We start from the raw sequence: 22,201 nt of genomic DNA on the forward strand, positions 1-22,201 counted from the left end.
CAATGGGAGAGCGGCCTTGCGTGATTGCTTCCGAAAATCGCTGAGCCTTCGGATGTAGTAGCCCTGCTTCTGAAGAGCCGACCTGATCTCGTCGCTCACCTTTATAACCCGTCGTTTTCGCTTTCGCCATTTCCTGAGCGCGCCGCTCACCGGTAATGGCGATCCCTGCGTGACCACCAGAAACTCACGCCTCGCGTTCAGGTATGCGGATTCCGATGATCGCGCGCGGCTATTCCAATCTGATGCCGCGCAGCGTTCCAATCTGATCGCGCGCAGGTGAAGCCCCCGATCGTTAAAGGCAATTGGCACTATCGTTAGCCCGTGGTCAAGCGTTGGCCGAAGAGATCACGTCTGGTGTCGCTCGACGGAGCGAAGCTGACCGGACGCGCACCCCCAACTTTGCCGTAGCGGCCGGTCAGCTTCGCGGGCTGCAGTCTCGGTCTTCATCGGGCCGACGATGCAATCAAGGCCGCGGAAGAAGAAGCGGACGACGCATGGAGTCACCGTTCAGTGCGAGCCTGTGAGCGTTGTGAAGCAGGCGATCGAGTATGGCATCGGCGTAGGTTGGGTCGCCGAACACGGCAGGGTACCCCTATTCTTGCGTATTTCGCAAAAACGGGACAGCGGTTTCGCTAACTGACGGACAGCAGTTTCGCTAAATCGCGGACAGCGTGGCGGCGCTGGCTTTTGGTTGCCTGGTTGTTGAAGTCAGTTGATATTCGTTTCGCTGTTTTCGACGTCGGTCAAGGGGCGCGCGGCTTTTTTCCTTCGCATGCTGTCGCCTTCGAGGGCGATACGGTGGGAGTTGTGGATGATCCGGTCGAGGATAGCATCTGCGATGGTTGGCTCGCCGAACACGGCAGGGTACCCCTATTCTTGACCGGGTCGTGTCTCATGTCACGATTACCGACCCGCATCATTTTCTGTTTGGACAGCGGCTTGCCGTCCTGAAGGAGCGGCCGGGGCGCGGTTCCGCCTACGTCGTCGTCGCGCTGGCAGACGGACGGCGGCGAGCGGTTCGGATCGCATCGACGAATCTTGCCAAGACGGCGATCACTTCCCGCCCGAACGCAGCCGATCTGCCGCGCATCAGTGCACGGACGCTGATCCCATTGATGCAACATTTGAGCGCGAGTCTGAGCCTTCTCGACGAGAAGGTGATTCGCGATGACCCACCGACCACTTCCAGGTCGCGTTGCGTAGCGACCCCTGCCGACGTTGGCAAATCCACCCGGCCGTCCAACAGCCGACATTCCGCGTCTCTGGCCGAATCTATCGACCGCGACACAAACGCAGATTGCTCAAACCATCGCCGCGCTGATGCGGCGAATGCAAGCGATCCCCGGCACGCCCGGAAGGGGACTGGGTCGTGCTGATCAGATCGAACATCGCTGACGAGCGGCTTACGACCGCACACCGCGCCAAGTTGGCCTATGTCTACGTGCGGCAATCGTCCGTGCACCAGGTGCGCCAGCATCAGGAGAGCACCGAGCTGCAGTACCGCCTTGTCGATCGTGCCATCGGTCTGGGCTGGCCGCCCGAGCGCGTCCAGGTGATTGACGAGGACTTGGGCAAATCCGGTGCTGGCGGCATGGATCGTCATGGTTTCCAGAAGCTCATTGCCGAGATCGGCCTTGGCAACGCCGGTCTTGTGGTGAGCCTCGACGCTTCTCGCCTGGCCCGCAATAACCGGGACTGGCATCAGCTTCTCGAACTGTGCTCGGTGTTCGGCGTCCTCATTGCGGATGGTGAGCGGCTTTACGATCCGCGAGCCTACCACGACCGCCTGCTGTTGGGATTGTCCGGTATCATGAGCGAGGCGGAGTTGCATCAGCTTCGGATGCGTCTTCACCAAGGGGAGCGTCAGAAGGCGGCACGGGGCGAACTGCGGCTGCCCCTGCCGGCCGGGCTCGCCTACGATCGGGCGGGTACGATTGTTCTCAATCCCGACGAGGAGGTGCAGGCCCGTCTTCATCTTGTATTTGCCAAATTCCGGGAACTGCAAAGCGCTCGCCGTGTGATGCGTTACCTGGGCAGGAACGGATTGTCCTTGCCGGTTCGACCGCTACTTGGGCCATCTCCACACGAGGTCGTCTGGCGTGCGTCAGAGAGTGGACGCGTCCTTAGTATCCTGTCCAGCCTATGCTGGGGCGTATGTTTATGGTCGCCGGCAAAAGGATCTGAGCCGATGCCAGCCTGGATCGTTGACGGGAACGGTCAAGGTAGCGATCGCCGATTGGCCGGTTTGCCTCCGCGCCGCTCACACGGGTTATATCAGCTGGGAGGAGTTCATGGCCAACCAGCGCCGACTGGCAGATAACGTCGCCCACTTTGAGGCAGGGCACGCTGGCGTGCCGCGCAAAGGGGCGGCCCTGCTACAAGGGATTGCGGTCTGCGGCCGTTGCGGACGGCGCATGAGCTTGCGCTACTCGGGGCCGAATGGCGACTATCCGGTGTATTGCTGCCGCTCGGATCGGGACCAGCAAGGCAGTGCACTGTGCCAGGAAGTCCGGGCCTTGGCGGTTGATGCTCTGGTCGAGAGGGTGGTCCTCGACGCCCTGATGCCGGATCAGATTGCAATCGCACTCGCGGCGGCGGGCCAACTGGAGCAGGAGAGCCGTCAGCTCGAGCGCCAGTGGGCGCTTCGCGTGGAGCGCGCTCGCTACGAGGCCGAGCGCGCTCGGCGTCAGTATGACGCCGTCGAGCCCGAGAACCGTCTTGTGGCGCGCTCGCTTGAGCGGGTTTGGGAAGATAAGCTTCGTGTTGTCGAGGCGGTTGAGCAGGAGCATGCGCGCTGGCGCGCGCAAGAGCCGCTTCTGATCGGCTCGGCGGAACGCGCGGGGCTACAAGCGCTCGGCGAGAATCTGCCGCGGATTTGGAATGCGGCCACCACGTCGGCGGCCGATCGCAAGCGCATTCTGCAATTTGTCATCAGCGAAGTCGTTCTTGATCAGAAGCGGACCCGAGGTCAAGTGTGGCTCAAGATCATCTGGCACACCGGCGCAACCAGCGAGCATCATGTGCAGCGGCGCGTTCACACCTACCGCGATTACATCGACATTGATCGGTTACGGCAACGGATCGCCGAGCTGAATGCCGAACACAAAATGGATGGCGAGATCGCCGCAACACTCAATCGGGAAGGCTTCGTCGCGGCTCGAGGCTGCGCCTTCAAAGGCGAGAACGTCTGGCTGTTGCGTACCCGCTGGGGCATTCCAACCGTCAAACTCAACGGCACGGACAAGAATCCGATGCGCTGGCCCGACGGTAGCTTCTCGATTCAGGGCGCTGCGGCTGAGCTTGGAGTAACCCCGCAAACGGTGTTCGATTATCTCGCGCGCGGATTGCTGGCCGGTCATCAGTTAACCAAAGGCCAGCCATGGCAGATCGAGCTCTCAGATGAACAAATCAGTCAGCTTCGCAATCGGGTACGACGCACTAAGCGGTCGAAGAAGGAGGCATCATGAAGGCATCGGTTCAGTTATGAGCTCATGCCATTTGGCAATTGGAAGCTGGCTGGTGACGAGTGTCGATCGACGGCCGTAACGGTCTTCGAGGATTTCGAGCAGATGATGCCGCGCATTGGCGTCGGTCGTGTCCCAAGGAGTGGTGTAGCTGATTAGCTAAGCCGCTCGCGACGCGCGCCCCACATGGCGCCGTAGCGAGCGAGCGGCCTTGCGGGTGGTCACCGATGATTCGTCGGTAAGGTTTGGGTTGCGACGCCAACCTGATTCGAGGAACCACCGATGACCGACGACATGATGAACCTGCGCGCGCTCGCAGAGAAGACCCCAGATGCCGATCTGTTGCGCGAGATGATCGGCTTTGCTGCCCGCCGGCTGATGGAGCTGGAGGTCGAGGGCCTTACCGGGGCCGGTTACGGCGAGAAGAGCCAGGAGCGCCAGGTCCAGCGCAACGGCTACCGCGATCGGAGCTGGGAGACCCGCGCCGGCACGGTCGAGCTGCGTATCCTCAAACTGCGCAAGGGCTCCTACTTCCCGTGCTTCCTCGAGCCGCGGCGGATGGCCGAGAAGGCGCTCACCGCCGTGGTGCAGGAAGCCTACGTGCAGGGCGTCTCCACCCGCTCGGTCGATGATCTGGTACAGGCGATGGGCATGACGGGGATATCCAAGAGCCAGGTGTCGCGGCTGTGCGGCGAGATCGACGACAAGGTGAAGGCCTTCCTCAATCGCCCGATCGAGGGCGACTGGCCCTGTCTGTGGATCGACGCCACCTACGTGAAGGTGCGCCAGAATGGGCGCATTGTCTCGGTCGCGGTGATCATCGCGGTCGGCGTCAACAGCGATGGCCGGCGCGAGGTGCACGTAACGACCAAACGCTATAGTTCACTTCTTTTGACCGCTTCGTTCTTTTCGCACGCAACCCCTTTATCCGATCCGTAAGAAATGAGTGGATGGGACGAATTCCTCGGTGAATATGGCAAGCGGCTTCATCGATGCCTTCGACGATCTGCAATACATCGCCGTAACATCGCTGCCTCTCAGAGCGAAGAGATCCTGGGCAGGCGACGCCTGCGACAAAGCAGATCATTATCTCGGGCTCTTCTAAACGGCGTGCAACCAGCGAAGCCATTTATGGTAGGCCGCCCGACGCGCCTTGTAACGGTCGACGCATTTCTTTGAGCAAAGAGCCGTTTGCCAGCAGTAATGACGGATTAGCCCGAATCGTCCGCCGCAAATCGCGCAGCACCTTACTGGATGACGGTGGGAACTATGCGAGCTTCTGCGCATTCCTCGCCTCCGGTCGACTAACCTGGGATGTCACGACTTCGGCTAAAGAGCCACACCCGCACACAATGCGGTCGAGACTACTCGGCATCAGACCGGCGCACGAGTTCGCCTCTAGTTGCATTTCCTTGACGAAAATCCCCCAAACTCGGAGTGCTTCGTCAACATTGGCGGTATAGACTTAATTTAAGCTTGATTTATGCAAATGAGCGCCAATTAGCGATTAAATCCGACGAACATCCTGCTCTACTCAATGAAAGCCAGACGGACAGCGGCGGATAGCTTCTTCGGAAGCTTGGCGATCATGGCACGTCGGAATGATCACCCTCAGGGCATTCGCCTGCGGCTCTGTCGATAGTGGCTGGAGACGTCGGGACACGGTTCGTGGACGCAATACCTGTCACCATATCGTCCAACGGCCCGTTCGAGGAGGCGATGCTGGCGGCGGCCGTGGCGACGATACGCGCGCCTGGCGCGGTGTTTCTCGATGGGCGCGCCGCTGCCGCTGTCCGAAAGCCTCATGATTGCCTGGCCGCGGACCGTCGGCCCGACCGACGGCACTATCGTGCTCTTCGTTGCTGGCGAGTGGTGCTTCAGCGGCAGGAGCTCAGGGCATGAGTGCGTAAGCCGGTCGGGTGAGCAAAGAGCGACTGCACCGTATCCACGGTGCTGTGCCCTGACCGGTTTTGCACGCTGGACCTGCGCCTACCGCCCGCCAATCCTCTGCCACAGCCAACGCGCCACCGCGGCGGGCGAGGAGCTCGCATCGCTGCCGCTGGCACGCAAATTAGCTTCGCGCATCGTCGCGATGTCGATCCGGCCAAGCAGCGGCTTCAGCGCCGCCTGCAACGCCGCATCATGCGCCCGCCGCGGTGCCAGCAGCAGGACCGCATCATAAGGCGGGATCGCGTGCTTGGGATCGGCCAGCGTCACCAGGTCGTATTCCTTGATCCGCCCCTCGCTGGTATAACCCGCGATGACGTCGACGTTGCCGCTCGCCACGGCCGCATACATGAAATCAGGCTGCATCTGTCGTTGCGTACGGAATGAGAGCCCGTAGGCCTTGTGCAGGGCAGTCCATTCCGGGCGCGAGAAGAACTCGTAATCGCCCGCAATCGACAGCGTCGGCGCGTGCGCAGCCAGGTCGGTGATCGAATGAATACCGAGTGCTTCGGCGCGCTGCCGCGGCATCACCAGCGCGTAGGCGTTCTCGAAACCGAGCGCGCCGAGCAGGGCGATGTCCTGCTTTGCCAGGATTTTCTTCAGCTCGGCGAGCAATGCTTCACGCGACGGCATCTCGGTGCGGTGAAACTGGTTGACCCACAGCGTGCCGGAATAATCCACATAGACGTCGATGTTGTTGGCCGCGAGCGCCTGGAAAATCACGCTGGAGCCGAGGGCCTCGCGCGTCGAGGCCTGCAATCCCGCCGCTTGCAGCCGCTGCTCGATTAGCGCGGAGAGCACATATTGCTCGGCAAACGTTTTGGCGCCGACGACGTAGGTCGATGGGGTCCGTGCCATCGAAGGGATCAGCGTCGCCGCGACCAGTGCGGCGATGCCGACGCCGCCGAGCATGGTGCGGAGGCGTTTGCGCTCGCGCAATCCGCGCTCGATGAGCGTTAATAGTTGATCGACCGCGAGCGCCAGCAGCGCCGAGGCGGCGCAGCCGAACAGCACGAGCACCCAGTTCTGGGTCTGTAATCCGGCGAAGATGTAATTGCCGAGGCTGGTCTGTCCGATCGGGGTCGATAATGTCGCGGTCCCGATCACCCATACCGCCGAGGTGCGGATGCCGGCCATGATCACCGGCAGCGCCAACGGCAATTCCACCGTGAACAGCGATTGCCGCCCCGTCATACCGACCCCTTGCGCCGCCTCAAGCAACGTGGGATCGACGCCGTTCAGCCCTGTGATGGTGTTGCGCAGCACCGGCAGCATGGAATAGAGCGCCAGCGCCAGCATGGCGGGCAAGAATCCAAACGCGGAAAAGTCGAAGCCGAACCAGCGAAGCGTCAACGACGCAATGGCGAGCAGGAGCGGGTAAAACAGCGCGAGCAGCGCCAGTCCCGGCACGGTCTGGACGACGCTGGCGAGGCCGAGCAGGATACCGCGGATCACGGCATGGTTGCGCGTGAGGATCGCCAGCGGCAGGCTGATCACGAGTCCGAGCGCCAGGGCTGCCAGGCTGACCTGAACATGGCTGCCAAGATAGTCCGGCAAGTGCGCCGCCGCGTCACGCCAGCGAGGGTCGGTCAGGAAACTCATTGTGCGCTTGCTCCCGGGAGCAGGGCGTTCAGCCGCTCAGCCTGCCGTCTGGGCGTGCTCAACAGCTCCGCCACATAGGGGTCGTTGTTGTTTGCGAGCTCAGCCGGCTGGCCTTGCGCCACAACCCGTCCGGTCCGCATTACCGCGATGCGATCGGCAAGCAGCAAGGCCTCTGTCATGTCGTGGGTGACCATTACTGTAGTCAAGACGAGCCTGCGATGCAGGGCGCGGTACTCCTCGCCGAGGGTATCGCGGGTCAGCGGATCGAGGGCGCCGAAGGGTTCATCCATCAGCATGATGTGGGGGCGGGCGGCAAGCGCCCGCGCCACGCCTACACGCTGCTGCTGCCCGCCCGACAGTTCATGCGGGTAGCGGTCGCGATGGAGGGAGCGATCGAGCCGCACCAGGTCGAGCAGCTCATCGACCCGCGCGGCGATCTCGGTGGTGGGCCAGCCGAGCAGTCTTGGCGTGACGGCTATGTTGTCGGCGACGCGCATATGCGGAAACAGCCCGCCGCTCTGGAACACGTAGCCCATGCGCCGGCGCAAGCGCACCGGATCGACGTCGCGCACGTCCTCGCCCTCCACGGTGACGCGACCACTATCGGGGTCGAGCAGGCGGTTGGCGAGCCGCAGCAAGGTGGATTTGCCGGAGCCAGAGGCGCCGACGATCGCCAGGAATTCGCCCGCGGCAATATCGAGCGAGACATCGTCGACGGCTGTGATGCGTTCGCCGTCATGACCGTCGGCAAAGCGCTTCCCGATATGAGCGTAGGCGATCAGCGGTGCGAGTGCCATGGTTGGACTGGACCAGTGTGCCATTATCCGAAATTCGAGTTATTCTGCGGTGGGCACGTTAGCGAACATCGGATTCGAAGGACACTGGCAAGTCTATGCGGCGCGCCGCCGCTCGTGGCACGGCGCCTGGTGCGTCGGAACTATGAATACGGCAGTGGTGTCAGCGCTCCCGTACGAAACGTACCGTTCCGCTCCTTGCAGAGGGGGGCTCGTTCGTCCATGCCGTACTTCACGCGAAAATCGGAAGCAATCGGTTAGAAGTGATCTTCTTGAGCTCGCTTGGCGGGTACTCAGCGACTTGACTCGTCAACCTAAGCCGCTTGAATCCTGACTAGGAAGCTGTCCAGTTCGTGCTTCAGTCGAGAGCTTTCCTCAGACAGCAGTTCAGCAGACGTCAGCACCTGCAAGGATGCCCCACCGGTTTCTTTCGCGTGGCTGGTGACTTCACCGGCACTTGCCGCCACCTGGGTAGTCCTGACCGCCGCTTCCTGTACATTGAACGCGATGCTTTTGCTTGTTGCCTCATGCTCTCCAATGGAGTCGACCACAGTCCGGGCAATCTCCGCGATGCGGCCGATGATGACGCCAATTTCGGTAATCGCGCCGACCGACTCAGTCGTCGCCGCCTGAATGCCGCTAATCTGCTGGCTGATCTCAACGGTCGCATCCGCGGTTTGCGCTGCGAGCAATTTTACCTCTTGAGCGACAATCGCAAAACCTCTGCCGCGGTCGCCGGCGCGCGCGGCTTCAATCGTCGCGTTGAGAGCGAGCAAATTGGATTGCCGTGCGATCGTTGCGATCAACTGGACCACGCTGCCGATCCGCTCCGCGGCGGCCGCCAGACTGGCCATACGCTGGTCACTGAGTTCGGCCTTGAGAACGGCGTCGCCCGCTATACTGGCCGCTTCTTGGACTTGTCGGCCGATGTTGGTGATGGTTTTCGCCAGTTCACCCGCCGCGGCCGCGACACGCCTAACGTTGGTGGATGCGTCCTCCGACGACGAAGCGACCGCAATGGAGAGTTGCCGGCTGTGATCGGCCGTGCCGGTCAGACTGCGTGCGGAGGCTTCAAGTTGCGAGGAGGCGGACGAAACGCTCTCGATGACCCTGCCTACGGCGGTTTCGAATTCGCTGGCGAGCCGAGCCATATCGGCCTGACGTAGCTCGGCGACGGTACGATCCTGTACGGCCTTGGCATCGAGCTCGGCCTGCGCCTTCTCGCGAGCTTTCAACTTGAACAGTTCGACAGCTTCTGCCATCTCGCCAAGCTCGTCTTTTCGGCCGAGTCCCGGCAGAACGACGTCGAACCGACCGTCGCCGAGCTGACGCATGGCCGCCGTCATCGAAGCGACTGTCTGGGCAATGCGCCGGCCGAACAGTAACGCGATCAGGCCAACGAGCATCGTTGCAAGCCCAATCACCCAGACAAGATTCCGCCGAATTTCTTCGGCTCGCATTGCGGCAGCCTGCGAATGAGCGTCCGCGGCAGCCATGATCTTTACGAGCGCCGGGCGAATGCGGTCGTAGATCTGTCCGAGGTCGTCGACCTGATCGCTCAACGCCTGTTGTGTCACCATGAACGACACAAAAGTCGCCTTGTACGCCCGGATTAGTTCGAGGATCTGGGATTTCACATCAGCGGGTAGGTTCGCTTGAGCGAGCGAGGTCTCGAATTCCACCTCCCGATCCGCCAGTTGATCGCCATATTTGTCTTCGCCGCGCAAGATGAAATCTTTCTCATGCCGGCGCATCATCAGCATCAAGATCATGAGGCGTGGTTGGTTCAGCTCTGACAGCCGCTGTTCGACCACGTGCACGGCATTGCGCAGCTTGCCCTGAAATCCGTCGTCTTCATTAAAGCCAAGGTTGCGCTGGGCCGAGACCACGTTCTGAAAGCGCGTTGCATAGAGATTGACTGCCGGCCGCAACACGCTCCCTTGCTTCAGCGGATCATCCTCGGGCAAACCCGTCACAAATGCTTCGACGCGACTTAGGTCTGCGAGCTGCCGCTCATAACTCTCGGTATGCGTCTTGATCAACATCTCGCTTGGTTTGCGCAGGAAGTTGATTGCGATTTGTCGCGACTCTAGGAAGCTTTGCGCCAATGACGTGACATGGGCTTTGAATCCCTTGCTATCGTTCGAAGCGCTCTGGACCCGGCTCGCGTAATTAATAGCGGCGACGCAGATTGCACCTGTGACAAGGACCCCGGAAAGTCCGAGCAGCGCTATTTGACCGCGCAATCCAATGCGAAAGCTCCGGTGAACCCTTGGTCGGCCTCCGATCTCGATCGTGATGTCACTCATGATTCCCCTTGAATGATTGTATCCCCATGGCACGGCTGCTGATTAGCACGGGGACCGATGGGCGATTGCCATATTGCGCTCAACGAGAGCTGACCTGCTTCGTCGGAGACGACCGCCAACTAATCCAGATTGATTTCGAAATCTTGAACTCGAACCATACGTTACGTACGGCAGGACACTAACATCCCCCATCAACTGCCGGCACCGATGATCGAAGTGCCCGGCGATCCGGAACATCGGCGTCGTGCCGAGCCGCTTAAACATCTGCTTCGGGCGCTTCTTACCGCGGCCGGCGTAGGTTTTGAGAAATTATTGGCTCTCAAGCTTCCGGCCAACGCTAAAGGTCATGCAGGCGCCGCGAGCACTCAGGCAAACGGCCCTGTCGTGCGGGGAGTACGACAGGGCCGTCGCAGTCAAAGGCTACCCCGAGGGCAGCACAGGGCAGCGAGGTCCTATTAGGGTGCAAGCTGTAAAATCTAGATGAAATCTACTCGTTCTATTTGATGAAAGGAGTGGTTTGATTTAGACAGCGCCAATGAATATGGAAGAGAAGGCGTTACGATTGCAGGGACCCATGGCGCGCTCTGTACGTTGCGTACATACCGATTGGCGTCAGCAGACCCTCGATCAGACAGACGTTCATCCTAACAAGTTGTGCGTTGCCCTGATGAAACAGCGTGGACCGTGTGGGGTCGGTAGTGCCCTACGCAGGTGCGGGTAGGCGAGTAGCCGCCGAGCATGACGATCTGGAGCAAATAGGTGGCGAGGGTCTTGCGCAGGATGCGCGGCTTACGGAACGGACTGCTCCGCCGAAGAACCGACCTATGGGCGATCTCGGAGGTCGGCTAATAGTTGAGCAATTTTTGTCTAACTCGTCGAATCTTTTGCTGGGACTGCGGACTGAGCCGAGGCATAGGCGCGTGAGACAAGCCTGTAACAACAACATGCCTTTTGCTCGAGGCCCTTGCGTTCATCGATCTGCAAGACGCCACGCATCTTGCGAATGAGCCCTTGTTCTTCGAATTGGATGAGCGTCTCGGTTACCCCGGCGCGGCGCAATCCTAGGACCGAGGAAAGGTAATCATGCGTAACGGGCAGCACGCGAGCGTCAGCGGCATCACTCGCCAGGCACAGCCAACTGGCGAGCCGCTGATCGCGATCGCGCCGAACTCCACACAATCCTGTCATAGCGCAATGCAAGTGTAGCGCTTGAACGTATGCAAAGAGATGCTCTCGGATCTCTGGGCGCTCGTTCATCACCCGGCGCAACTCCTCGACACGGATCCTGTGCGCGCTTCCGGGAAAGAGCACAACAGCTTGATGCGTTGAAAGATGCCCTCCCGCCAACAGCAAAGCGCCGACCGCGCCCTGATGTCCTATCACCGCTGTTTCAAGGATGCTTCCCTCAGCGACAAGCCTCAGCGAGACAAGGCCTGATTCTATGAAATAGACGTGCTCGACACGCTTATTCGGCTCTTGCAGAGCCATACGCTTTTTCAGCACAATCGGCTCAAGGAACTTCCCTATTGCCGCGAGGTCCTGCGGAGAAAGACCCGCCAGGATCGCGTTCTTCATAAAAGACCGCGTCTTAGGGCGCACCGCAAAAGGCTGTTGAAACATCTGCTGTGCGGGAGCTGCATCTTTTGAGCAGTCAAGCGCTTCGGGTGCGGTGGGCACGCGGTCGGTCATTGTCCCTCTCCTCGAGTGCGATTATTTGTGCCCTGCTTAGTTCCCGACGAAGATACGTGCGGAGTTTCCAAGGAGACTGGAACGGCGCCCGCCATCTGTCCTGAAAGCGTAAGCCTCGATGCTGCAGGCTGGTGACCGTTCTGAGGGGCTCCTTCGGCGCGGTTTACAACGTCGCGGAAGACAATTTCAGAGAGCTGCACAACCAGCTCTCTGAGGCGCGCATTCTCTTGCTTACAACGCTCCAGCGCACAGCGCTCGTTTGTCATTGCCGATGCCCGCGCAGAGAGTCCGTTACGCGACTGCGATGGTACATGTAAGGCCTGTTCGTCGAACAATGCTTCGACGAAAACGGTACGCGAGGTACAGACAATCTCGCGCTCAGCAGAGTGTGTCATCCCGGTCTCAGATTTGAACGATTCGTACAAAGAGTCAGGCGCGCCGAACCGGCGTCACGCGAGGTAATCCAATCAGTATTGCCCAACCCCGACATCTAGGTTGGGAAACTCAGATGGCACAAAGGCGAGAAATTAGATTCTTAGTTCGCGGCGTACTGTATTCGTTGGAGCGCAACCAGCGGAACCAAGGTATAGACGCGCCGATCACAGCAGACTGCCAGTAGCACCCGCCCAAGCGTGAATTCAAGCATGTCACCCGACCACAAGATTGCGCTCTTTATCGACGGCCCCAATCTCCACGCAACTGCCAGGACGCTCGGTTTTGAGCTCGACTACAAGCGCCTGCTCGGGGAGTTTCAGCGCCGTGGCACCCTGCTACGAGCGTTCTATTACACGCCGATTATTGAGGATCAGGAATATTCATCGGTCCGGCCGCTCCTCGATTGGCTCGACTACAATGGCTACGCAGTTGTCACTAAGGCGACCAAGGAATTCGTGGATGCCTGTGGCCGGCGAAAAGTCAAAGGTAATATCGACATCGAGCTCGCCGTCGATGCCATGGAACTCGCTGAGCGCGTCGACCAGATCATTCTGTTCTCCGGCGACGGTGACTTCCGTCGCCTGGTCGAGGCCGTGCAACGTCGTGGCGTCCGCGTCACAGTGGTTTCCACTTTCGCGATCCAGCCGGCGATGATCGCCGACGAACTTCGGCGGCAGGCAGATGAGTTTATCGACCTAGCGGAGTTGAAGCTAAAGGTGGGGCGCGATCCGTCTGAACGATTAGCCCTCCCGCTGACTCCTGGTAAGCGTCGCGAGCCAGCCAGCGCAGAAGCGATCGCAGACTAATCAATGGAAGTAATTTTGTGCCGGTTGCCAGCGACGTTAATAACGCGCCGTTTGGCGCTTATTCCGCTCATCTCTGTTCTGGCAATATTTGGTTTCAGCGCGACTGCGGAGGAGAACAGGCCTGATAATGGCCCCGTTGCTACCAATGTCAGAATCGAATGCTCCCTGAAGGGAAGTGCTGGCGAGCCGGGAGAGGTTGAAACATTCGCCGCGCGAGACCACTTTAAGGAAGACATCACGTCATCGGCCCCCGTCAGGATTTCGTGGCTTGGCGCGACGTTTGTGCGCCGATTTGCAGTCAAAGTCGAAACCGCGGTTAATAGATGTCTGCAAACATGTATCTTGAAGACTCTCTCGAATGACGATGAGATCATCGGAGAACTAGGCATTCCGGGCGAGAGCAAACTGGCGGATATCTGGCGCCTCTTAAGCCGCCAAGCCAATGGTGAAGGCGGGGCGCTGCAGACAAACGCCGCTCCCAACATATTCTTTATTCGTGATGATGTCGGTGATCTTGGTGTGGTTGACGCCGTATGGGGAGGCGCTGGTTGGGAAATTGGAGCAAGCCCGACCGGAAAACATCGGATTTGGCCTCCCGGCACGCGCGTCTTCTTTCATGGCGCGGACACAGAATGTAGCGCCTTGACTGGACTTGCTGCCGGCACGGCTGGCTGATTTTATGTCGGGCGGCGTACGATCTCCGCGACCGCCCTACTCCGCGATACCGATCGCGCCTGTCTTGCCACGATCAGCGGAGGCTGACGTTGGCGAGCGCTTTGGTCGCCTCATCTTCGTGCCGACCTAGCCGACCCGCAGCGCAGGACCAGTGCTCAGATTGCCGCAGTTCATTCCCGAGCCGCATCAGGCTACACGTCAGCCAGATCGTTTCTTGCCTCTCGCGCCCGCTGCGACGAAACAACGTCTATACATACAAGCGCATGCGGAAGCGGTAGAGGGCTCGGTAGAAATGGATGGCCATGTCCCGCTCCTGCCAATGCCCCGATGATGATGCGTCTATCTCCGACATTATCTGCCCGCAAGCCTGTTATTTTACTCAATTTCGTTCGCTCTGACGATTAGATCCAGCGATCCAGCGCCGCCTGCCAGCGGATTTCACCAGGCCGATTCTTGTTCAAGCGCGCTTCGGTAGCGGACTAAGTCGGAGCCATCTCATCGAGGCGAAACGCGAGTGCGCCATCGTGGCCCACCCGGTGACCTGACGCGCAACCTGCGCCTAGCGTGCTCATTCAATAAACATCGAGATTATGTCCCTTCTTCTTCAGTCAGCGGCCGTTGGTTTCGGGCACAGATCGGCGACTAGCTTAGGCTTGCTTCTCAATAGCGAGATTAGCGGGAGAACCGCAGCGTCCGGAAGGGGCAAAACTTCGAGTGTGGGGTGGAGTCACGTTAGTGGCACAATCGTCGCGTACGAATATTCCATAAAGGTATCGCGCATACAAGATGCCTACAAACCAAAGCATATCACATGCCTGCAACAAAACTGGCCATACGGTACCATCACGCAGTTATGGAGAAGTGGCGACGCGTCCGACGTATCAGCCCGATACAGTTCTAGCTAGCTCCTACACAACTCGACCGCGCTGCACGCTGGGGGACAATTGCCGAAGAATGGAGACGCTCGCAAAGATCGGCCGTAGAGCGCTCACCAAGGGTATGCACTGTGCGGCCCGCGATTCGCCGCGACCTCGCAACTCAACTCGGATGGACGAGGGAAAATAGCCATCCTTTCCGGTGACGATCGTCGGAAAGCTCTTCGCTCATTGTCGTTGATCCTCACTGACGACACTGAACTCAATGCCGTTGGCGACGTCACGACATCGAAGTATTCGCTGGCGTTCGTCATGCTTCTTGCTTTTGTTGCGGACCGGCGCTTCTGCTTGCATGGCGCCCCGCAAGGCGACGATCACTGCCGGCTCCAGGGCATTGCGCTGCAATTTTGAACGTCAAGGCACTACAAACGAACCCGTACGGCAGCTGCGGTATGGTGGTGCCATAGTCCTTCGTTCGGAAGATGGTCGAAGTCACCGCGATGATTCGGAAGCAACTCGGCCACTGTAGAGTCGAGTTATCGCAGAATTCACCCATGAACTTCGAGGCTGGGCTCTTGCGGGGCGGCTTGGCGGGAGGACGTTCGCACCGGGCATGCGATCCCCCTGATGGTACGCGCTGCGTGTCGGTGCCGATGATCATCACGCTCGTCCGCCTCAGCGCTCACGGCTGGAGAACACGGCGGCGCAACCGGGCACTCGTTGCGGCAGAGCCGCCTCTAATTCTGCAACGATATCGTGCAGTAGGCCGAGGGCGAGCGGATCGGTCACATCGCGCTGCATCAGGCGGTAACGCATGATGCAGTCTTGAAGGCTTCGCAGTTCCTCGTTGTCGTCCATGACACGCTCCGCAGACAGAATAATGACGCGCAACGAAATCGATGGTTGCGGGTAACTTTAGAAAATTTCTCAGAAATTGAAATGCCTCGCGCCGAGGTCAGCTGACATGTTGAACGAGGCATCTCTAGTTTGGCCGATGCCATCCGCCAGCCCTGGCGCCGTTTCGATCTGGCTGCGCAGCGTTCGCGCGATCAGTTGCCGTTGGAGGACCGCAGACGTTGTCTGCGGACTATTCAAGAAAACCCCAATCAAGGCGAAGAAAGCGGCCCTTGATGAGGAAAGTGACCCTCGGTTATAGCGGGCCTCGACCTTGCGGGGCGCCAACGGACCTTACCATGGAACTGGGTGATGCACGGAACAGACCGGCGGATATCGGGAGCGGCTGTGCGGGTGGATCGAAGGATGTGAGTGTGGCCGCCACGCTTCCTAATAATGGCGAACCGCGGGCCCGGGTTCGGCCGCTTGCTAGCGACGAGGATCTGCCGTTGCGGGGAACAACATTGTTCGGTCAGGCCAGTCTGGCACTCGACGCAATCAGCCCCGGCGTCGGGGCCTTTCGCGGTGTCGAAGGGAGAGATCGACCAACCCCGCCGCACGTGGGTTGCATGCACGGGGCCGAAGCCATGCGGGGCCTGATCTAGAGTACGGTCCAATGTGACAGCCGCAACAGCACATGCGGGACCGGCCCAGTCGGCGCGGTTCTAATGGGGGCACCCGAAACATATTTTGACACCGGCTCACAGCTCGCTACCGATCGACAGGCAAAAGCGGGCCAATAGCCAAAGACACCTTGTCAACACCAGCGAGTGCAAGAACCTCAGCACGACGGCTGAGGTTCTGCATGTCTTTTAGAGAGGCTGGATCAATCAGAAGTCCATTCCACCCATGCCGCCCATGCCACCGCCCGGAGGCATTGCAGGCCCGGCAGCCGGCTTCTTCGGCAACTCGGCGACCATGGCCTCGGTGGTGATCAAAAGAGCTGCCACGGAGGACGCGTTCTGGACTGCGGCTCGCACGACCTTTGTGGGGTCGATGATGCCCTTGGAGACCAGGTTGCTGTACTCGCCCGTCTGCGCATCGAAGCCGTAAGAGTACTGATCCTTCTCCAGGACTTTGCCAACCACGACCGAGCCGTCTTCACCGGCGTTGATCGCGATCTGCCGAGCCGGCCAGGACAGCGCCTTGCGCACGATCTCGACGCCGGTCTTCTGGTCGTCGTTTTTGGTGCGCAGGCCTTTGAGCGCTTCGGTGGCTCGGAGCAAGGCGACGCCGCCGCCCGGCAGGATGCCTTCCTCGACAGCCGCACGGGTCGCATGCATCGCGTCATCCACGCGATCCTTGCGTTCCTTCACCTCGACCTCGGTCGCGCCGCCGACGCGGATCACCGCGACGCCGCCCGCGAGCTTGGCGAGACGCTCCTGCAACTTCTCACGGTCGTAGTCCGAGGTGGTCTCCTCGATCTGCGCCTTGATCTGGCTCACGCGCGCCTCGATGTCGGCCTTCTTGCCGGCGCCGTTGACGATCGTGGTGTTCTCCTTGTCGATCATCACCTTCTTGGCGCGACCGAGCATGTTGAGCGTGACGTTCTCGAGCTTGATGCCGAGATCTTCCGAGATCGCCTGGCCGCCGGTCAGGATCGCGATGTCCTGCAGCATGGCCTTGCGGCGATCGCCGAAGCCCGGAGCCTTGACGGCCGCGACCTTCAGGCCGCCGCGCAGGCGGTTGACGACGAGGGTGGCGAGCGCTTCGCCTTCGACGTCTTCAGCAACGATCACCAGCGGCTTGCCGCTCTGCACCACGGCCTCGAGCAGCGGCAGCAGCTCGTTCAGCGAGGAGAGCTTCTTCTCGTTGATGAGGATGTAGGCGTCGTCCATCTCAACGCGCATCTTGTCGGCGTTGGTGACGAAGTAGGGCGAGATGTAGCCGCGGTCGAACTGCATGCCCTCGACGACGTCGAGTTCGGTCTCGAGCGACTTGGCTTCCTCGACCGTGATCACGCCCTCGTTGCCGACCTTCTTCATGGCGTCGGCGAGGAACTTGCCGATCTCGGCATCGCCGTTGGCCGAAATGGTGCCGACCTGGGCGATCTCCTCGTTCGAGGTGACCTTCTTCGAGTTCTTCTGGAGGTCGGCCACGACGGCTTCGACCGCGAGGTCGATACCGCGCTTCAGATCCATCGGGTTCATGCCGGCGGCGACCGACTTGGCGCCCTCGCGGACGATCGCAGCCGCAAGCACGGTCGCCGTGGTGGTGCCGTCGCCGGCCGCGTCAGCGGACTTGGAGGCGACTTCGCGCACCATCTGGGCGCCCATGTTCTCGAACTTGTCGTCGAGCTCGATCTCCTTGGCGACGGTGACGCCGTCCTTGGTGATGCGGGGCGCGCCGAACGACTTGTCGAGCACCACGTTGCGGCCCTTCGGACCGAGGGTGACCTTCACCGCGTTGGCAAGGATGTCGACACCGCGCAGCATGCGGTCGCGTGCGTCCACGCCGAATTTGACTTCTTTGGCTGACATAGTTGATTTCCCTGAGTTTCGTTTTTTCTCACCCTTGGCGGGCGCCCGGCAGGCGCTCCTCAGGGGTGAGCGGTGCGAGCGGTGGATTAGGCGGCCTTCTTGCTGGAAGACACGTTGGTGAGAACGCCCATGATGTCGCTCTCCTTCATGATCAAGAGCTCCTGGCCGTCGATCTTGACCTCGGTGCCCGACCACTTGCCAAACAGCACGCGGTCGCCGACCTGGACGTCGATCGGAATCAGCTTGCCGGTCTCATCGCGGCCGCCCGGCCCAACGGCGATGACTTCGCCTTGCGAGGGCTTTTCCTTGGCTGTGTCGGGAATGATGATACCGCCAGCGGTCTTCTCTTCAGCGTCGATGCGCCTGACCACGACGCGGTCGTGAAGCGGACGGAAATTCATACGGACCTCCTAAACATCTGCATGAGTTGACAATTTCTGGATTGCTAGCAATCCTCGCCCGCGAGTGCCAACGCGGGCGCAGCTGAAATAGGACAGTGTTTTTCTGGAGCAAGGGTCTGTAGCAGAAAAATTGGACTTGGCCGTTCCGATCTGAAGCAAACTCTGTCAGCGCCAGGCGGCTCCCATTGGCGTCGCCTAATCAGAAGGTTTCGACTCGGTCGGACACGCCCAATTATCGACGTTGAACGCAGTCCTGAGCCGACGCAGTTTGCGGTCAAGCAGTTCGCGCTCCGGCCCGTGTGGCGTATTCGCAAGGCGGGCCTCGATGCGCGCCAGTTCGGTGGCAATCAATTCTTTGAAGGGCAGCGCTCTCGTTGTCACGTCGGTGCACGGTGCTTTGGTGCGTTTGGCAAGCGATAGGTGAAAGGGTTGCAAGCTGCCGCAAAACCGAGCCCGAGCACCAGCGGGTCCTTTGCGCGATATGTCAATTCATAGAGGAAGCCCGGCCTGAATCCCGCAGGATAACAGATCTGCGTGTCGCTGGTCGCGGGCTCGCCGGACCCGCAGGCACCGAACGCCCACTCGGTGTTCGGGATCGGAGTCCGCGGCTCGAATTCATGCCGGCGGACAGTGAGCCGAGGCAGAAAACCATCAGGGAGCGAAGTGCGGTTCGCGAGACTGACAGTAGGATAAGGGTGAGTGGCCAGCTTTGTGAACCAACCACTCGACAGGTCTAGCGTCGTTGTTGCCGCTGGCGGAACGATCAGTGGACTGGTCGTCAGTTCACTTCGCACAAGACCCGTGATCGATGATTGATCCGGATTACGGGCAATCGGCACGTGCATGGTCAGCCGATCGCTTCCGGGCGCCACGTCGGCTTGCCAACCGAACCAGACGATAACGTACCCCTGCCGTTGCAGGAAGCCGTCCCCTGCACTGGCGAGGTTGTTGTTGGCGGTGGTTTCGAACGGCATGTCCACGTTGAACAGGGAGAGGCCACCCTTGTTGCCGCGGTTGACGATATTGAAGAACAGCACGCCGTTGCTCTTGCCAAGGTCGGCTGGCCTTAGAATGTCGATGTCCGTGACATACTCGACCATGCCCCGCTGATTGCGTGGCGCCAGGTTGATATCCTGGATGATTACGTTGCTCTCGGCCGTCGGATCAACCTCCCCGTAAGCGTTGCCGACCACTCTCTCATAGGAACCAACCTTGCCAAAGCTTTGACCGGCAAAAGCGGCCTCGATCTTGGTTATCTCGATGCGCGTAATGCGAGCCTCGGCGCTTTGTGCCGCCATGAGAAATCCGGTCAAGCATGTCGACGCAGCGATTGTCGTCAACGCCCGCATTAGAATCTCCTTCGGCAAGAGCATTGTGTGTAACTGATTGCGACCAGCGACAAGGCTACTCTACCTCGAGAACCCATCCTGCTTCGACTGGATCGATCTCAAGGATCATTTCCACTTCGACCGGGGCATTGTTAGGAAGTGCCGCCACGCCCAACGAGGAGCGAGCGTGCTTACCAACCGATGCGCCGAATACCTCGACCATCAGGTCGGAAAATCCATTGACCACCTTAGGCTGGTCAGTGAAGTCGTCGGCCGAGTTCACCATGCCGACCACTTTGACCACACGTTTCACCCGATCGAGACCACCCAGCGCCGCCCGCACTTTTGCCAGCATGATCAAGCCGGCCTGCCGGGCGGCGTCATAGCCTTGTTCGACTGTCAAATCCCGTCCGACCTTACCCTTCACCCCGCCTGACGCGTTGCCGGCCAGGAACAGGAGATTTCCAACTTGCACCGCGTTGACATAGTTTCCGGCTGGTATGGCATCAGCCGGCAGCGTGATGTTCTTCTCTCTCAAGCGCGCCTCCGCACTTGACAAATTCTGCGCCCGCGCGCCTGCAAATGTTGAGGCAAAGATCACCAACCAACACGAGAGCAGGGTCGCCATTTTCGTAATCATCGAGCGCTCCCAGGTATATCTCCAGAACTTCGCCATTGAGATGATGAATCGCCTAACAGCCGAATTGGCAGCGCCGTCAAGCTCGACCCGCCCTCGGTATGACCTTGGGCGCGTACCGTCCTCCGGTGCTTGTCATACAGGTGAGCCAGCGATGCTCTCGCGCAGTGAGTGGAACGCCTTCGAAGGTCCACGCGATTTTTCCTTCAGTGTCCACGGGTGGTAGTGCATCAATTTGCGCAAACTCGCGAACTTTCACGGTCAGTCAAACCAAGAAGCTTGGGGCAACAGAAATATTTGTTCGGATCGGACATGACTCATGCCAGAGGGCGTGACAATCTAACTTTCCTCTTTAAGCCGCAGACGATGACCCGGAGCATCTCCCATTCGGGATAAGGACGGACGCACTCAAGCGCGAAGACGAATTGGTGCTCTTGAGAGCACTTTTCGAAAGTGGCCCTGCCGGCGGCATTCACTCGGGTGTGGCCATCACTGACTGGAAGGCAAGAAAATGCTACTCAATCCGTTCCCATCCGACTCAATCTGTCAGGCGGTCGGCTCTTTTTGATTAGACTTAACCGACCGCCAACAATCAGGGAATGTGTGGCAATGCGTGTCCCAGCAAACCGAGGCCGAGGATAAAGAACGCCCCTGCACAGGTTTCCACAAGTGCGGCGCGCGACTTATGCACGTCCACCCTCAGAGCGAGTGCGGCGCCCACTAGAATGCATACAGCGCCTAACGCGGCGAATGAAGGCGGACTGCAGGTGAAAATATCGAATTTAGGACCGAAGTATGTCTGCTTGCTCAAATCGAGCTGCTCCACTGTGAGGCTGACACAGATAAAGCGAATGCGACAACGCCACTCATCTCCCATATGGGGTATAGGGTTCAAGTCCGGGCGATCGGCCGATATGGAAATGCCGCGCCGGTGAAGCGCTTCGACCGAGGCAAATGGGTTGGTCTGCTGCTCTGACCGTGCGGTCTATTGCTCCAGATCTCCAGTCCCCGGCATGGAAAATCCTCATCGCGACGAAACTATTGATCTCACGGCAGACGTCAGCGCGCGAAAGCGACCGGCGCGAGATAGCTATCGCGCGCTGATGTCCTGGTTCTGGATTTCGGGCGAGCTGGCTTCGACTGGGGCGAGCGTCACGCTGATCGCAGGAATGATGTTGGGCTCGACGGGCCTGCGGGAATACCACAGTGCAATGGCGGCCACGATTGCGGCATGCGCCAGCAGGATTGACAGCGCGGCCAGCGTCCAACGTGATACGCCGCGATTGTCAGGCAGATGCAGGGCGCGGGCGTTCATGGCTTCGCCGCCGGCGCTTCCAGCCCGACCAGCGCGAGCTTGAGATAGCCGCCGTCGCGCGAGGTGTTCATCACCTCCATCAGCTCGCCATAGCTCAGCGACTTGTCGGCGCGGACGAAGATGGTTTCGTCCTTGTGGTTGTTGGTGGCGCTATCTAGCGCACTCGCGAGGGTTTCGCGCGCCACAACGGTTTCGCCGACGGCAATGAAGGCTGGCTCGATCGAACAAAAAGGATAATCGGCACCTCTACCGAAAGACCGGCCGTTTTATTGGCTGGCGTGCCGTGCAGCAAGAAAGCGAACCATGAGGCCCACGTAAAGAGAGAAAGTCGTCGGAGCAAGCGACTCAACTACGGAATGCGCCGTCGCCACACCTTCGTCGAGCCCGATCGATCTCGCACCCCGCCGTTTCATCTCGTTGGCGCTGAGGCTGTCCGCGCGCGAGTTAACTCAAATTTGCGATCTATCAAAGCAATAGGTCGTCTGTACGAAACGAACAGAGTTCGTCTTCAATTTTAACCGGTCCACGCCTCAACAATGAATCCAGCGCG

16 protein-coding genes and 4 pseudogenes are annotated in these 22,201 nt (G+C 59.8%); 6 read left to right on the forward strand and 14 right to left on the reverse strand.

The window, feature by feature from the left end; all coding sequences use genetic code 11:
- Positions 1 to 463: 463 nt before the first annotated feature.
- Together ACVIHF_RS02365 and ACVIHF_RS02370 are read right to left on the reverse strand one after the other, a co-directional pair.
- A pseudogene (locus ACVIHF_RS02365) lies at positions 464 to 580 on the reverse strand (ATP-binding protein); the annotation flags it as partial.
- Positions 581 to 708: 128 nt separating this feature from the next.
- Positions 709 to 858: an ATP-binding protein gene (locus ACVIHF_RS02370; RefSeq protein WP_375167148.1), complete on the reverse strand. Its 150-nt coding sequence runs from the start codon at positions 856 to 858 to the stop codon at positions 709 to 711.
- Between the two features lie 607 nt (positions 859 to 1,465).
- On the opposite strand from ACVIHF_RS02370, the gene ACVIHF_RS02375 reads away from it, so the two are divergent.
- Together ACVIHF_RS02375 and ACVIHF_RS02380 are read left to right on the forward strand one after the other, a co-directional pair.
- Entirely contained in the window at positions 1,466 to 2,320 is an 855-nt protein-coding gene (locus ACVIHF_RS02375) for a recombinase family protein (protein ID WP_253610632.1), read from the forward strand.
- The gene (locus ACVIHF_RS02380; RefSeq protein WP_456791496.1) at positions 2,292 to 3,467 is read left to right on the forward strand and encodes a zinc ribbon domain-containing protein; all 1,176 of its coding nucleotides are present in this window, start codon (positions 2,292 to 2,294) and stop codon (positions 3,465 to 3,467) included. Before ACVIHF_RS02375 ends, ACVIHF_RS02380 begins: the two co-directional genes overlap by 29 nt.
- Before the next feature lie 6 nt (positions 3,468 to 3,473).
- Here the strand turns inward: ACVIHF_RS02380 and ACVIHF_RS02385 are convergent.
- A pseudogene (locus ACVIHF_RS02385) lies at positions 3,474 to 3,581 on the reverse strand (ATP-binding protein); the annotation flags it as partial.
- Between the two features lie 165 nt (positions 3,582 to 3,746).
- Between ACVIHF_RS02385 and ACVIHF_RS02390 the strand changes: the two are divergent.
- Positions 3,747 to 4,322 (forward strand): annotated as a pseudogene (locus ACVIHF_RS02390) (IS256 family transposase); the annotation flags it as partial.
- A gap of 1,131 nt (positions 4,323 to 5,453) precedes the next feature.
- Here the strand turns inward: ACVIHF_RS02390 and ACVIHF_RS02395 are convergent.
- The 4 genes from ACVIHF_RS02395 to ACVIHF_RS02410 form a co-directional block, all read right to left on the reverse strand.
- Positions 5,454 to 7,013, reverse strand: coding sequence for an ABC transporter permease/substrate-binding protein (locus ACVIHF_RS02395; protein WP_253610372.1), 1,560 nt, complete (start codon positions 7,011 to 7,013; stop codon positions 5,454 to 5,456).
- On the reverse strand, positions 7,010 to 7,810 hold the full coding sequence (locus tag ACVIHF_RS02400; protein ID WP_253610373.1) for an ATP-binding cassette domain-containing protein: 801 nt from the start codon (positions 7,808 to 7,810) through the stop codon (positions 7,010 to 7,012). The genes ACVIHF_RS02395 and ACVIHF_RS02400 overlap by 4 nt, the downstream gene beginning before the upstream one ends.
- A 311-nt stretch (positions 7,811 to 8,121) precedes the next feature.
- The gene (locus tag ACVIHF_RS02405; RefSeq protein WP_456791497.1) at positions 8,122 to 10,116 is read right to left on the reverse strand and encodes a methyl-accepting chemotaxis protein; all 1,995 of its coding nucleotides are present in this window, start codon (positions 10,114 to 10,116) and stop codon (positions 8,122 to 8,124) included.
- Positions 10,117 to 10,983: 867 nt separating this feature from the next.
- Positions 10,984 to 11,805 (reverse strand): Crp/Fnr family transcriptional regulator, encoded by an 822-nt coding sequence (locus tag ACVIHF_RS02410; protein WP_253610375.1) that lies wholly within the window; start codon positions 11,803 to 11,805, stop codon positions 10,984 to 10,986.
- A 644-nt stretch (positions 11,806 to 12,449) separates the two neighbouring features.
- On the opposite strand from ACVIHF_RS02410, the gene ACVIHF_RS02415 reads away from it, so the two are divergent.
- From ACVIHF_RS02415 to ACVIHF_RS02425, 3 genes are all read left to right on the forward strand, one after another.
- Positions 12,450 to 13,046: a LabA-like NYN domain-containing protein gene (locus ACVIHF_RS02415; protein WP_253610376.1), complete on the forward strand. Its 597-nt coding sequence runs from the start codon at positions 12,450 to 12,452 to the stop codon at positions 13,044 to 13,046.
- Between the two features lie 3 nt (positions 13,047 to 13,049).
- Positions 13,050 to 13,721: a hypothetical protein gene (locus ACVIHF_RS02420; protein ID WP_253610377.1), complete on the forward strand. Its 672-nt coding sequence runs from the start codon at positions 13,050 to 13,052 to the stop codon at positions 13,719 to 13,721.
- Between the two features lie 1,106 nt (positions 13,722 to 14,827).
- Positions 14,828 to 15,007, forward strand: a complete 180-nt coding sequence (locus ACVIHF_RS02425) for a hypothetical protein (RefSeq protein WP_253610378.1) — start codon at positions 14,828 to 14,830, stop codon at positions 15,005 to 15,007.
- 264 nt (positions 15,008 to 15,271) lie between these two features.
- Here ACVIHF_RS02425 and ACVIHF_RS02430 read toward each other — a convergent pair whose 3' ends face one another.
- The 7 genes and pseudogenes from ACVIHF_RS02430 to ACVIHF_RS02460 all read right to left on the reverse strand — a co-directional run.
- Positions 15,272 to 15,454, reverse strand: coding sequence for a hypothetical protein (locus ACVIHF_RS02430; RefSeq protein ID WP_253610379.1), 183 nt, complete (start codon positions 15,452 to 15,454; stop codon positions 15,272 to 15,274).
- Positions 15,455 to 16,320: 866 nt separating this feature from the next.
- Positions 16,321 to 17,970, reverse strand: coding sequence for a chaperonin GroEL (gene groL / locus ACVIHF_RS02435; protein ID WP_253610380.1), 1,650 nt, complete (start codon positions 17,968 to 17,970; stop codon positions 16,321 to 16,323).
- An 86-nt stretch (positions 17,971 to 18,056) separates the two neighbouring features.
- A complete protein-coding gene (gene groES, locus ACVIHF_RS02440; RefSeq protein WP_253610381.1) occupies positions 18,057 to 18,371 on the reverse strand; it encodes a co-chaperone GroES in 315 nt (104 codons plus the stop codon).
- 377 nt (positions 18,372 to 18,748) lie between these two features.
- On the reverse strand, positions 18,749 to 19,720 hold the full coding sequence (locus ACVIHF_RS02445) for a hypothetical protein (protein ID WP_253610382.1): 972 nt from the start codon (positions 19,718 to 19,720) through the stop codon (positions 18,749 to 18,751).
- Positions 19,721 to 19,775: 55 nt separating this feature from the next.
- A complete protein-coding gene (locus ACVIHF_RS02450; RefSeq protein WP_253610383.1) occupies positions 19,776 to 20,339 on the reverse strand; it encodes a RidA family protein in 564 nt (187 codons plus the stop codon).
- Between the two features lie 1,087 nt (positions 20,340 to 21,426).
- Complete coding sequence (locus tag ACVIHF_RS02455) at positions 21,427 to 21,651, reverse strand: hypothetical protein (RefSeq protein ID WP_253610384.1); 225 nt, start codon at positions 21,649 to 21,651, stop codon at positions 21,427 to 21,429.
- Positions 21,648 to 21,857, reverse strand: a pseudogene (locus tag ACVIHF_RS02460) (biopolymer transporter ExbD); the annotation flags it as partial. The gene ACVIHF_RS02455 and the pseudogene ACVIHF_RS02460, both read right to left, overlap by 4 nt.
- Positions 21,858 to 22,201: the final 344 nt, after the last annotated feature.

The organism is Bradyrhizobium sp. USDA 4506 (genome assembly GCF_054058795.1).